This is a genomic window from Pseudomonas sp. GW821-FHT12A04 (assembly GCF_058807755.1).
The window spans coordinates 232,140-245,162 of record NZ_JBXAQZ010000010.1; the positions used below are offsets into that span (position 1 = coordinate 232,140).

General features: G+C 57.5%; 9 protein-coding genes and 3 tRNA genes (1 of these 12 cut by a window edge). 2 read left to right on the forward strand and 10 right to left on the reverse strand.

Going from position 1 to position 13,023, the window contains the following annotated elements; all coding sequences use genetic code 11:
- Positions 1-95 precede the first annotated feature (95 nt).
- Both AC1RS8_RS17470 and AC1RS8_RS17475 read left to right on the forward strand, forming a co-directional pair.
- Complete coding sequence (locus AC1RS8_RS17470) at positions 96-1,226, forward strand: carbon-nitrogen hydrolase family protein (RefSeq protein ID WP_223532303.1); 1,131 nt, start codon at positions 96-98, stop codon at positions 1,224-1,226.
- Positions 1,227-1,228: 2 nt separating this feature from the next.
- Positions 1,229-2,269: an AraC family transcriptional regulator gene (locus tag AC1RS8_RS17475; protein WP_489338898.1), complete on the forward strand. Its 1,041-nt coding sequence runs from the start codon at positions 1,229-1,231 to the stop codon at positions 2,267-2,269.
- 344 nt (positions 2,270-2,613) lie between these two features.
- Here the strand turns inward: AC1RS8_RS17475 and AC1RS8_RS17480 are convergent, their stop codons facing one another.
- From AC1RS8_RS17480 to AC1RS8_RS17525, 10 genes are all read right to left on the reverse strand, one after another.
- The gene (locus AC1RS8_RS17480; RefSeq protein ID WP_489338899.1) at positions 2,614-3,471 is read right to left on the reverse strand and encodes a DUF2242 domain-containing protein; all 858 of its coding nucleotides are present in this window, start codon (positions 3,469-3,471) and stop codon (positions 2,614-2,616) included.
- Positions 3,472-3,674: 203 nt separating this feature from the next.
- Positions 3,675-5,546, reverse strand: coding sequence for a SurA N-terminal domain-containing protein (locus AC1RS8_RS17485; RefSeq protein WP_057714094.1), 1,872 nt, complete (start codon positions 5,544-5,546; stop codon positions 3,675-3,677).
- A gap of 235 nt (positions 5,547-5,781) precedes the next feature.
- Positions 5,782-6,054, reverse strand: coding sequence for an HU family DNA-binding protein (locus AC1RS8_RS17490; protein WP_002552737.1), 273 nt, complete (start codon positions 6,052-6,054; stop codon positions 5,782-5,784).
- Between the two features lie 149 nt (positions 6,055-6,203).
- A complete protein-coding gene (gene lon, locus AC1RS8_RS17495) occupies positions 6,204-8,600 on the reverse strand; it encodes an endopeptidase La (RefSeq protein WP_056722330.1) in 2,397 nt (798 codons plus the stop codon).
- A 250-nt stretch (positions 8,601-8,850) separates the two neighbouring features.
- Positions 8,851-10,134 carry an ATP-dependent Clp protease ATP-binding subunit ClpX gene (clpX, locus tag AC1RS8_RS17500; protein WP_008048848.1) on the reverse strand — a complete coding sequence of 428 codons (1,284 nt, stop codon included), beginning with the start codon at positions 10,132-10,134 and terminating at the stop codon, positions 8,851-8,853.
- Between the two features lie 112 nt (positions 10,135-10,246).
- Positions 10,247-10,882: an ATP-dependent Clp endopeptidase proteolytic subunit ClpP gene (gene clpP / locus AC1RS8_RS17505; RefSeq protein ID WP_057714093.1), complete on the reverse strand. Its 636-nt coding sequence runs from the start codon at positions 10,880-10,882 to the stop codon at positions 10,247-10,249.
- Positions 10,883-10,975: 93 nt separating this feature from the next.
- A complete protein-coding gene (tig, locus tag AC1RS8_RS17510; protein ID WP_057714092.1) occupies positions 10,976-12,286 on the reverse strand; it encodes a trigger factor in 1,311 nt (436 codons plus the stop codon).
- A gap of 385 nt (positions 12,287-12,671) precedes the next feature.
- Positions 12,672-12,747 (reverse strand) — tRNA-His (locus AC1RS8_RS17515).
- Positions 12,748-12,824: 77 nt separating this feature from the next.
- Positions 12,825-12,909 (reverse strand) — tRNA-Leu (locus AC1RS8_RS17520).
- 56 nt (positions 12,910-12,965) lie between these two features.
- Positions 12,966-13,023: transfer RNA gene (locus AC1RS8_RS17525), tRNA-His, on the reverse strand (it continues 118 nt past the right edge of the window).

Sequence of the window (13,023 nt, forward strand, 5' to 3'; positions counted from 1 at the left end):
GCCAGCGAAAAAAACAGCCAACGCTTGAAATTTGCCCACTAAGGCCTTGATTCCCTTTATGCTCGAACCGGTTCCAGGCTGTAAACTGTTTCCCCATGCGCAAACTTTTGTACCTGACATTTTCCATGGCGTTGCTCGCCACCCTCACGACCTACGCGATGTGGGCCGCAGACCGGCCGGTGGGACATTACCTTTCGGATCTGCGGATCAACCTGGCTGTCGACCAGGGCACGCCTGCGGACCGCGGCAATCTGTTGGGCATTCAGCCCGAACTGTTTCCCACCGATTATCAAAGCCCCGAGCGTTTGCACCGCAAGCTCGCGGCCTATCTGCAAGCAGCCCGGGACCAGGGTCTGTTGAACGGCAAGACCGTCGTCGTGTTGCCGGAACACGTCGGTACCTGGCTGATGGTCAGCGGCGAGAAGGATGAGTTGTATCAGGCCAGCACCCTCAAGGAGGCCATGAACTGGCTGGCGGTGAGCAACCCCCTGAAGTTCGCCAAGGCGTTGATCAGCGCCGAAGGCGGCAACCGTCTGGACGATGCCCACCTGCGCATGAAAGCCAAGGCGATGGCCAGAGACTACCAGGCATTGTTCGGAGGGCTGGCCAGGGAATTCCACGTGACGCTGGTGGCGGGTTCCATCGTACTGCCCGAACCGAGCATCATCGACGGCACCTTGAGAATCGGCCGCGGCGCGCTGTACAACAGCAGCGTGGTGTTCAACAGCGAGGGCCTGCCGATCGGCCAGCCCCAGCGCCAGATACACCCGTTCTTCGCAGAACAGAACGGGATCAAGGCGAACGGCGAGCACTCGCTCAATGTCGTTGATACCCCCGCGGGAAGGCTGGGCGTATTGATCGGTCACGACAGCTGGTACCCGGAAAACTACCTCAAGCTCAACGACCAAAGCGTACAACTGGTCGCGGTACCGGCCTTTGTTGCCGGCCGTGGCACCTGGGATCAACCGTGGCGTGGCTACAGGGGCTCGTCAGCGCCGACATCGGTCATCTTGAAGCCTGGAGAAGTCAGTGAAGGCCAGGCCTGGCAGCGCCTGAATCTCACGACCCGGACACCTGCCAGTCAAGCCGTCGCTGGCATGAGTGTGTTCCTGCGGGGTCAGTTCTGGGATCAGGGCAGCGCCGGACACAGTTTCCTCAGCAGCAACGGCCAGCATTTTGCCGACGGCAATGCCCATGGTGCGCGTTTGCTGAACCTCTGGTTGTAGCCATGAAGCCGCAGCCGATGCGCCTGGGCGATCTGTCGGTGGGCTTTGTTCATAGCCTGGCCGATGCCGTGCGCAGTCATGGCGTCGATCCTCAGCCACTGCTCGATCAATACGGCCTCGACCCCGGGCGCCTGAGCGAAGCCGGTGCCCGACTGTCGATACCGCGCTACATGCGCCTGGGCCACAGCGCCATTCAACTGACCGGCAACCCGGCCCTTGGCTTGCGCATGGGCCAGCTCAGTCGCCTGAGTCAGGCTGGCCTTGCTGGCGTCACTGCGGCCCAGGCGCCGACGGTACGAGAAGCCGCCCGCTGCCTGATTCGATTCGAAGCCTTGTATGGCTCCAATTATCGGGGTCAATCAAGCTTTCACGAAGACGCCCAGGGCGCCTGGCTGCGCTTCTATTCGATCAGCCCCTATAACGCCTACAACCGCTTTGTGGTGGATTCGATCATCGCCGGCTGGTTGCAGCAATTGTCCAGTGTCAGCCCTGCCCCGCTGCGCGCCGAACGCATCGAGATCGAATTCGAGGAGCCCGGCTACCGCTCGGCCTATGACGTATTGGGTGACTGTCCAATTCAGTTTGGCGGCGAGCGCAATCAACTGCGCTTGAGCCTGGAAAGTCTCGCCCAGCGCAACCCCGAGCATTGCCCGAGTACCTGGCGGCATTTGCTGCAACTGTGTGAGCGAGAACTGGAACAACTGACACGCACCCGCAGCCTGCGCGAACGCATCATCGCGCTGCTGGGCCCCCTGCTCAATGGTGGCCGGGAACCCGACCTGCAAGAGGTGGCGGCACGCCTGAAGCTGCCCACCTGGACCCTGCGCCGCAAGCTCGCCGAAGAAGGCACGCAGTTTCGTGCAATTCTCAACGACACCCGTCGCGACTTGGCCATGACCTACATACGCGACACCGAACTGGCGTTCGGAGAGATCGCCTACCTGCTGGGTTTTGCCTCAGCCGAAGCGTTTCAACGCGCATACAAACGCTGGAACGGACAGACCCCCGGCGAATTTCGCCGCAGTCATCGCCAATCCGCCTGATGCCTACAACTCGGTAGCGTCTTCCGCCGGCTCCAGTGGGTCCAGTTCGAAAGCCTGGTACTCGAGCAGCTCTTCTTGATAATCGTCCATTTTTGAATCCCCCAACCCATGCTGAAAAACGTCTGAATAAATGACCAATTCCCTGAGCATAAAGTGCCCGCGTGAAAGAAAAATGACGCGGAAACGACACTCTGTCGCTACTGAATAAAACGTAGCAGCTGGTCAGGAATTTATCATCGGATTTTTTCGCGGGAGGCCACAGAACAGTGGTCTTGGTTGACGAGGGTCAATCTTTTGGCTGGCCACGGGATCAGGTCATCCGACCCGATCCCGTGACGTCTCCATCACTGGCCTGAGGCAGGCATCGCCGGGATGGGTTCGCTCGGCGCAGGCAAGTCACTCGGGTTCGACGGTGGCGTGACGATTTCCTGGAACGATGCAGGCTCTACACGCTCTGTCGGCGTGATCGGCGCCGCTTCAGGAGGCGGGGCAACCGGCTCGGAGGCCGCTGGAGCCGTTTCAATGGATGCAGGTGCAGGTGCAGGCGCTGGTGCAGCAGGCTCTACAGCGGGAGCCGCTGCCGGGGCAGGTGCCAGTGGTGCCGGCGCTGCCTGGGCTTCAGGCACGCCCAGATCCGTTTTCGGCTTTTCGGGGATGTGCGCAGCCTTTTTCGCTTCCGGCGGCAGGAACAGTTCGACCAGTGCGAAGAAACGCTCGTAGAACTTGGCAGACGATACGGTTTCGCTGGCGACCTTGACCATCGAGTCATCGGAGGAGCCGATCGGCATCGACACCGAGCCCAACACACCCACACCGAGACTGGCGGAGTTGTTGGTCTTCTTCAGCGCATAACGATCCTGCAGGGCGTTGGCGAACACGGTCGCATGGTGCCCTTCGCTGCCGTCATCGGCACAGACCACGCTGAAGCTGATCTCCATGTGGTTCTCGCCGGTCTGCTGGAAGCTCTTGTGACCGCTGACCAGCTTCGAATCGTTGCTGGTGATGATGTAACCCTGGCTGAGCAAGGCACGACGAGCGGCTTCACAGCTCTGGGTATCGCTGACCGGATAGTTTCGGGAAAAGGTACCGGAGTCGTCGAAATTCTCATGCTCATAGATGGCGGTCTTGTTCGATGAACAACCGGCCGCAGTGGCAAGCACGGCTGCCAGCCCGACAACCCGCATGGGAAGTGATTTAAACATTGAACATCCTGAGGAAAACGGTTCGGGGCATATTGTGCAACAGATCGATGCTTAGCGGAGCATCGATCGTGTCTTAAAACGGTTACAGGCTGATTGACCCCGGTTTTGCGCAAAAGTCACCGCGGCAAGTGACGTACGGCCAAACAAAAAGACCCCGGCCTTCCGGCCGGGGTCTTTTGTGCAGCGCTAAACCTGATCAGGCATCAGTAACGCTTGATCTCCGCCTGGCTTTCCAGCTGCTTGCGGTAAGCCGCGAAGTCTTGCTGGCCGATGCGGGAAGCGAGGTAGCGACGATACTGTGCTTTCTCTTCTTCGGTCGGCGCCGCTGCTTCGTTCACGCCATTGAGGCGCACGATCATCAGACTGCCATCCGCCAGCGTCACGCTGGTGAAGGTCGGCTTGTCCTTGGACGCAGGCTTCGCCATGCGGAACAGCGCTTGCAGCACCGCAGGGTCGACCCCTTCCTGAGCACGAGTCGCCGCTTCCGTGACTTTCCAGGCCTGGCCGTCGACCGCCTGATCCAACGGGGTCTTGCCATCGCGCAGGCTGGCAATCAGGGCGTCAGCCTTGGTCTTGGCATCGGCGCTGGCGTGTTCCTTGGCCAATTGCACACGGATCGCAGCAGAGACGCTTTCCAGCGGCAATTGCGAAGGCTTCAGGTGCTCCTTGGCACGCAACACGACCACGGTTTCCGGATCGAGCTCGATGGCAGTGCTGTTCGCACCCTCATCCAGGACCTCCGGGCTGAACGCGGCAGTGATCACGGCACGGTTGGCTGCAATACCCTCACCGCCTTCACGGCCGAACGGCTTGGACGTGTGGACGTTCAGTTTCAGGTCCTGTGCCGGTTGCGCCAGGTCCGACGCTTCGAATGAAGCGTCTTCCAGTTGCTTGGTCGCCTCGACAAAACGCTGTTCGACCTGCTGGGCCTTCAATTCGCGGGTCAGCTTGTCTTTCAGGCTGGCGAATGTCGGAACTTCAGGCGCTTCCACGCCCAACAGCTTGATCAGGTGGAACCCGAAATCGGTGCGAACCGGCGCGGAAACCTGGTCCTTGGCCAACGAATACAGGGCTTTCTCGAACGCCGGGTCGTAGACGCCAGGACCGGCATAACCCAGGTCACCGCCGTTGTTCGCCGAACCCGGATCCTGGGAGAATTCCTTGGCCAACGCCTCGAATTTCTCGCCCTTGGCCAGACGAGCCTGGATCTCTTCGATCTTCGCCTTGGCTTGCGCCTCGGTGGTCTTGTCATTCACTTCAATCAGAATGTGCGCCGCCTGGCGTTGCTCGGACAGGTTCGCGATTTCTTTCTGATAGGCCGCCTGCAGGTCTTCGTCATTGACGCTGACCTGATCGAAGAAGGAAGCCTTCTTCAGCTCGAGGTAATCGATGACCACCTGATCCGGCGTCATGAATTCCTTGGCGTGCTCGTCGTAGTAGGCCTTGACCTCATCGTCGGTCAGCTTCACCGCTGCCGGGTCGGCCTTGATGTTCAGCGAGGCGAAATCGCGGGTCTGTTTTTCCAGACGGGCAAACGCCAGTACCTGTGCATCGGTCACGAAACCGCTACCGGCGAGACCGGCACGCAGCTGACCAATCAGCATTTCCTGAGCCAGCATCTGGCGGAATTGCATGCGGGTATAGCCGAGTTGGCGAATCACCTGATCGAAACGCTCGGAGCTGAACTTGCCATCCACCTGAAACTCAGGCGTTTGCAGGATGACCTGATCCAGAGCCGCTTCGGAAAAGGCGAATTTCGAGTCTTCTGCGCCTTGCAGCAGCAGTTTGCGATCGATCAGGCCCTTGAGAGCCGACTCGCGCAGCATTTTTTCATCGAGCAAGGAAGCATCGAAATCCTTGCCCAGCTGTTGCATGAGCTGACGGCGTTGCATATCGACCGCCTGGCTCAGTTCGTTCTGGCTGATTTCTTCGCCATTGACCTTCGCCGCTTCATTCGTGTTCGTCGTGGCCTGAAAAATGGCGTCGAAACCGGTCAGAGCCATCAGTGCAACGATGACCCCGATAATAGTCTTGGCAATCCAGCCTTGTGAATTGTCCCTGATATTCTGCAGCATGCGTCCCCCAGAAACGGTTGAACTTCAAAAATTAGGCAACCGTGGAGCGTGGGTAGAATCCGGATAGAAGAAAGGCGCATCCGAGGATGCGCCTTCTCGTAACTGGCGGAGCGGATCGAGGGGCTCGAACTGGCGACCCTCGGTGTCTTGAACCGGCGACCTGCAGTCAGGACTGCCGCTCCGCTGCCAAGTCAGGCATGACCCCGACCCGGATGGGTAAAAACCTGAATCGAACTTAGTTGACAGCTTCTTTCAGTGCTTTACCGGCTTTGAAACCTGGTTTTTTGGCTGCTGCGATTTCCAGCGTCTTACCGGTCTGTGGGTTACGACCAATGCGAGCCGGACGATCAGTTACGGAGAAGGTACCGAAACCAACCAGAACAACAGAGTCGCCAGCCTTGAGAGCGCCAGTGACGGATTCGATTACAGCGTCCAGCGCACGGCCAGCAGCAGCTTTCGGGATATCAGCGGATGCAGCGATAGCATCAATCAGTTCCGACTTGTTCACTCTAAGTCCCCTTATATCTATTTGAGTATGATTCTAAGTTTTTTTGGTGAAAGCAAAAACGAGTGCTGAATGGCCTACAGACACTTAAGAGCCGCTTTATAACAAGGGCTCTAAAAAGCTGTCAAGAAAGCCCCCCAGGCAAATACGTACTAATGCGTGCTAATTCTTTCCTTAGAATCTGCGTCGCGTTTCTCATCCTTCGCGACTATCTCCGGAGCCACGTCCGGCAAGGGCTCCGGCGCGTATTGCAACGCAATTTGCAGGACCTCGTCAATCCATTTAACCGGTTTAATCTGTAGATCCTGCTTGATATTGTCCGGAATCTCTTTGAGATCGCGCACATTCTCTTCAGGAATGATCACTGTCTTGATTCCGCCACGGTGGGCAGCCAACAGTTTTTCTTTCAAGCCGCCAATGGCCAAGACCTGGCCACGCAACGTTATCTCGCCGGTCATGGCGACATCCGCGCGTACCGGAATGCCGGTCAATGCCGATACCAGGGCCGTGCACATGCCTACACCGGCGCTAGGGCCATCCTTTGGAGTCGCCCCTTCCGGCATATGGATGTGCGTGTCGCGCTTCTCATGGAAGTCCAGAGGGATCCCCAGGCTCTTCGCCCTGCTGCGGACAACGGTCAAGGCCGCGGTGATCGATTCGACCATCACGTCACCCAAGGAACCGGTCTTGATCAACTGGCCCTTGCCCGGTACGACGGCCGCTTCGATGGTCAGCAGCTCGCCGCCCACCTGAGTCCACGCCAACCCGGTCACCTGGCCAATCTGATCCTGCTGCTCGGCCAGGCCGTAGCGGAATTTACGCACGCCCAGGAAGTGCTCCAGCATGTCTGCGGTGACCTTCACCGAGAAGCGTTTCTCCAGCGCATGTTCCTTGACGGCCTTGCGGCAAACCTTGGCAATCTGGCGCTCCAGCCCACGCACACCGGCTTCACGGGTGTAGTAGCGGATGATGTCGCGGATCGCTTCTGCGTCAAACTCCAGCTCGCCTTTCTTCAGGCCGTTGGCCGTAATCTGCTTAGGCGAAAGGTATTTGACGGCGATGTTGATCTTCTCGTCTTCGGTGTAGCCCGGCAGACGGATCACTTCCATCCGGTCCAGCAACGCCGGCGGGATGTTCATCGAGTTCGACGTGCACAGGAACATCACATCGGACAGGTCGTAATCGACTTCCAGATAGTGATCGTTGAAGTTGTGGTTCTGCTCGGGATCGAGCACCTCCAGCAACGCCGATGCCGGATCGCCACGCATGTCGCTGCCCATCTTGTCGATTTCATCGAGCAGGAACAGCGGGTTGCGGACACCCACTTTTGTCATCTTTTGAATCAATCTTCCTGGCATCGAACCGATGTAAGTACGGCGATGGCCACGAATTTCCGCCTCGTCACGCACGCCACCGAGGGCCATGCGCACGAATTTGCGGTTGGTGGCGTGAGCAATCGACTCCGCCAGGGACGTTTTACCCACCCCGGGAGGACCGACCAGGCACAGCACCGGACCACGAATTTTCTTCACGCGCTTTTGCACGGCGAGGTATTCGAGGATGCGTTCCTTCACCTCTTCGAGCCCATAGTGGTCGGCATCCAGAATGTCTTCCGCGCGCGCCAGGTCCAGGCGCACCTTGCTCTGGGCCTTCCACGGCACTTGAACCAGCCAGTCGATGTACGAACGCACCACGGTCGCTTCCGCGGACATCGGCGACATCTGCTTGAGCTTGTTCAGCTCGGCCGTCGCCTTGGCCAGCGCGTCTTTCGGCAGGCCGGCGGCATCGATACGCTTTTTCAGCTCTTCGACTTCGTTGTGGCCTTCGTCACTGTCGCCGAGCTCTTTCTGAATAGCCTTCATCTGCTCATTCAGGTAGTACTCGCGCTGACTGCGCTCCATTTGTTTCTTGACGCGGCCGCGTATGCGTTTTTCGACTTGCAGCAGATCGATCTCGGCATCCAGCAACGCCAGAACGTGCTCGACCCGGGCCGACAAATCGATGATTTCGAGGATTTCCTGCTTCTGTTCGATCTTCAGCGCCATGTGCGCGGCCATGGTGTCCACCAGGCGGCCTGGCTCATCGATGCTGTTGAGCGACGACAGGACTTCAGCCGGGACTTTCTTGCCCAACTGCACGTATTGCTCGAACTGGGACAGCAAGCTGCGAACGAACACTTCCGACTCGCGCTCCGGTGCTTCAACTTCGTCGATCAGGGAGACTTCGGCACGGCAGTGGCCGTCCACTTCGCTGAAGCGCTCGACAGCGCCCCGCTGCTCGCCTTCGACCAGAACCTTGACCGTTCCGTCAGGCAGCTTGAGCAGCTGCAGAACGGTGGCAATCGTACCAACGCGATACAGGGCATCTTCACCGGGATCGTCGTCAGCCGGGTTTCTCTGGGCCAGCAGAAGGATCTGCTTGTCACCCGTCATCGCAGCCTCGAGGGCTTCGATGGATTTCTCGCGCCCCACGAACAGCGGGATAACCATGTGCGGATAAACCACGACATCACGCAATGGCAGGAGAGGCAATTCGATGGTTGTCTTCATGATTTCGCCTCTACGGCGGCCATAAGGCCGTAAACAGATGGAAGTAAGCTTGAAACCAAGATGGGGGCTGCCCAGGAAAAAAACAAGCGGATAAAAGAACCACTTGAAAGATTGCAGCATACGGATGCTGCTGTGACGGGCCGGATACGCCTTCAAAGACCGCCTTCGCTGGCAAGCCGGCTCCTGCAGGCCAGATCCCGAAATAGCAAAGGGGCCCGAAGGCCCCTTCTTTATTCAAGCTGCGTGACGCTTATGCGTCTGGCGCAGCCTTGGCGGTCGGCTCACTGTTTTCATAGATATACAGTGGCTTGGACTTGCCTTCTATCACGCTTTCATCGATCACTACTTTGCTCACCTCCGATTGCGAGGGGATTTCATACATAGTGTCGAGCAATACACCTTCGAGAATCGAACGCAGGCCACGGGCACCGGTTTTACGCTCCAGGGCACGCTTGGCGACCGATTTCAGAGCGTCGGTCCGGAATTCCAGATCCACGCCTTCCATCTCGAACAGCTTGGCATACTGCTTGGTCAGAGCATTTTTCGGCTCGGTGAGGATCTGCATCAATGCAGCCTCGTCGAGCTCGTCCAGCGTGGCAAGTACCGGCAGACGACCGACGAATTCCGGGATCAGACCGAACTTGACCAGATCGTCAGGCTCGACTTCACGCAGGGACTCACCGACTTTCTTGCCTTCTTCCTTGCTGCGCACTTCTGCGTTGAAACCGATGCCACCCTTGGTGGAACGGTTTTGAATGACCTTCTCAAGACCAGAGAACGCGCCACCGCAGATGAACAGGATGTTACGGGTGTCGACCTGCAGGAATTCCTGCTGCGGATGCTTGCGACCACCTTGAGGCGGAACGGAAGCGACCGTGCCTTCGATCAACTTGAGCAGGGCCTGCTGCACGCCTTCACCGGAAACGTCCCGGGTGATCGACGGGTTGTCAGACTTGCGCGAAATCTTGTCGATTTCATCGATGTAGACAATGCCCATCTGGGCCTTTTCCACGTCGTAATCGCATTTCTGCAGCAGCTTCTGAATGATGTTCTCGACATCTTCACCCACGTAACCCGCCTCGGTGAGGGTGGTTGCGTCGGCGATGGTGAACGGAACGTTCAGCAAGCGGGCCAGTGTTTCGGCAAGCAGGGTCTTACCCGAGCCTGTCGGGCCGATCAGCAGGATGTTGCTCTTGCCGAGTTCGACGTCGTCATTCTTTTTGTCACGCTGATTCAGGCGCTTGTAGTGGTTGTACACCGCTACGGCCAAAACCTTTTTCGCACGCTCCTGACCAATCACATACTGATCAAGGATGCCGCTGATTTCTTTAGGCGAAGGCAATTTATGCGCGCTGCTTTCGGCCTGTGCTTCCTGCACCTCCTCGCGGATGATGTCGTTGCACAGGTCGACGCACTCGTCGCAGATAAAGACCGAGGGGCCGGCAATCAATTTGCGTACTTCATGCTGGCTTTTGCCACAGAAGGAGCAATAGAGCAGCTTGCCGTTGTCCTCGCCGTTGCGGGTGTCAGTCATTCGTTCGATCCAAATCCGATAGGCTTGCAACACAAGATGAAGGCTATTGCGGGCTTTTTCAAGCCCGCCGGTGATCGGACCCGCCGACCAACCTTATTTTGAGCTGCTTATTTTAAGCGGGGCGCTGGCTGATCACTTCATCGATCAACCCGTACTCACGCGCGGCTTCTGCACTCATGAAGTTGTCGCGGTTGGTATCGCGTTCGATTTCTTCAAGAGTACGCCCGCTATGCAGGGCCATCAGCGTGTTGAGACGCTCGCGAATGAAGAGGATTTCCTTGGCATGGATTTCGATATCCGACGCCTGGCCCTGGAAACCGCCCAGTGGCTGGTGAATCATCACTCGCGAGTTCGGCAGGCAATAACGCTTGCCAGGTGCACCGGCCGTCAGCAGGAACGCGCCCATGCTGCACGCCTGACCGATACAAGTGGTCGACACGTTGGGTTTGATGAACTGCATGGTGTCGTAGATCGACATGCCCGCCGTCACCGAACCGCCCGGGGAGTTGATATAGAGATGGATGTCCTTGTCCGGGTTTTCCGCTTCAAGGAACAGCAGTTGCGCACAGATCAGGTTGGCCATGTAGTCCTCTACGGGACCCACCAGAAAGATCACCCGCTCCTTGAGGAGACGCGAGTAGATGTCGTAGGCGCGCTCGCCACGAGCGGACTGCTCGACAACCATCGGGACCAGGCCGCCGGCGGCCTGGATATCAGAGTTCTGCTGAATATACGAATTACGGAACATGCTCTGCAGTCACTCCCAAATAGTTATGTCTTGAATACGCATAAGCCAGCTCGAAGGCTGGCTTATGGTGTTTGCTTCTTACCGCAAAAGTGATCAGTCGGCTTGTGGTGCTTCTACCGGCTTGACTGCTTCTTCGTAAGAGACCGATTTGTCGGTCACGCTAGCTTTCTGCAGAACAGTATCCACAACTTGCTCTTCCAGCACAACCGAGCGAACTTCGTTCAGTTGCTGGTCGTTCTTGTAGTACCAGGACACAACTTGCTCAGGTTCCTGGTAGGCCGAAGCCATTTCCTGAATCATCTCGCGAACGCGGGTTTCGTCAGGCTTGAGGTCGAATTGCTTGACCACTTCAGCCACGATCAGACCCAGTACTACGCGGCGCTTGGCTTGCTCTTCGAACAGCTCGGCCGGCAGTTGGTCAGGCTTGATGTTGCCGCCGAACTGCTGAACAGCCTGCACGCGCAGACGGTCAACTTCGTTGGACAGCAGAGCCTTTGGCACTTCGATCGGGTTGGTGGCCAGCAGACCGTCCATTACCTGATTCTTGACCTTGGATTTGATCGCCTGACGCAGTTCACGCTCCATGTTCTTGCGAACTTCGGCGCGGAAGCCTTCCAGACCGGTTTCCTTGATGCCGAATTGAGCGAAGAATTCTTCGGTCAGCTCTGGCAGCTTTGGCTCGGAAACGGTGTTGACGGTCACGGTGAACTCGGCGGTTTTGCCAGCCAGGTCCAGGTTCTGATAGTCCTCTGGGAAAGTCAGGTTCAGAACGCGTTCTTCACCGGCTTTGGCGCCAACCAGGCCATCTTCGAAACCAGGGATCATGCGGCCGGAACCCAGAACCAGCTGGGTACCCTTGGCGGAACCGCCAGCGAACACTTCACCGTCGACCTTGCCGACGAAATCGATGTTCAGCTGGTCTTCGTTTTGAGCAGCGCGATCGGCCACTTCGAAACGGGTGTTCTGCTTGCGCAGGATGTCCAGCATCTTGTCCAGATCGGCATCAGACACGTCAGCGCTCAGGCGCTCTACGGTGATACCTTCGAAACCGGCAACGGTGAACTCAGGGAACACTTCGAATACGGCTACGTATTCCAGGTCCTTGCCCGCTTCCAGGGATTTTGGCTCGATCGAAGGCTGACCAGCCGGGTTCAGCTTCTGCTCAACCACAGCTTCGTAGAAGGAAGACTGGATCACGTCGCCTACAGCTTCCTGGCGAGCGTCAGCACCGAAACGGCGCTTGATTTCGCTCATTGGCACTTTGCCTGGACGGAAGCCAGCAATCTTGGCCTTTTGGGCGGTCTGCTGCAGACGCTTGTTGACCTGGCTCTCGATGCGCTCAGCCGGCACGGTGACGCTCATGCGGCGCTCAAGAGCAGTAGTATTTTCAACAGAAACTTGCATGGATATTCCTCGTTGCACAGACGTTAGCCGGCCGTTTCCGACCCCAGAATCAAGGGCATGCATTCTAGTGGGTCAAACTCAAGAAGTCACCCTACTGAAAACGGGTAAAAACGCAGCAGGCAATTTATAGGTGCGAATGCACGAATGCACCTCGCCCCGATGGCAAATACAACCAATCACGCCAGGGCTCTGCGCCAACCTTTCCCTATATAGAGAAGGTCGCCAATCATCTCCCTGACAGCCGATCTCGCAAGCAAGGCCGGCGGGCAGGACAGCATCATCGAGAAACATAAATACGACGAAACGCCCGCCCCTGCGACCCGGAACCTGCGGCCGCCGAAACAAAAAAGGCGCCAGACTTTTCAATCTGGCGCCTTTCGAAATATGGGGTGGACGATGGGGATCGAACCCACGACAACGGGAGTCACAATCCCGTGCTCTACCAACTGAGCTACGCCCACCATATTGCCTGTTAAAGAAGCCAAACAACTTCTTTATCAAGCTCCAGCCAGGCCAAGTGCCTGAATGAAGCTTTATTTGGTGCGGATGAAGAGACTCGAACTCTTACGCCTCGCGGCGCTGGAACCTAAATCCAGTGTGTCTACCAATTCCACCACATCCGCGGATGAAGCCTTTAAAGCAAAGGCGCCAGACTGTTAATCTGGCGCCTTTCGAAATATGGGGTGGACGATGGGGATCGAACCCACGACAACGGGAGTCACAATCCCGTGCTCTAC

Coding starts and splice junctions, on each gene's coding strand:
- AC1RS8_RS17470 (WP_223532303.1), top strand. CDS start 96: ATGCGCAAACTTTTGTACCTGACATTTTCCATGGCGTTGCTCGCCACC.
- AC1RS8_RS17475 (WP_489338898.1), top strand. CDS start 1,229: ATGAAGCCGCAGCCGATGCGCCTGGGCGATCTGTCGGTGGGCTTTGTT.
- AC1RS8_RS17480 (WP_489338899.1), bottom strand. CDS start 3,471: ATGTTTAAATCACTTCCCATGCGGGTTGTCGGGCTGGCAGCCGTGCTT.
- AC1RS8_RS17485 (WP_057714094.1), bottom strand. CDS start 5,546: ATGCTGCAGAATATCAGGGACAATTCACAAGGCTGGATTGCCAAGACT.
- lon (WP_056722330.1), bottom strand. CDS start 8,600: ATGAAGACAACCATCGAATTGCCTCTCCTGCCATTGCGTGATGTCGTG.
- clpX (WP_008048848.1), bottom strand. CDS start 10,134: ATGACTGACACCCGCAACGGCGAGGACAACGGCAAGCTGCTCTATTGC.
- clpP (WP_057714093.1), bottom strand. CDS start 10,882: ATGTTCCGTAATTCGTATATTCAGCAGAACTCTGATATCCAGGCCGCC.
- tig (WP_057714092.1), bottom strand. CDS start 12,286: ATGCAAGTTTCTGTTGAAAATACTACTGCTCTTGAGCGCCGCATGAGC.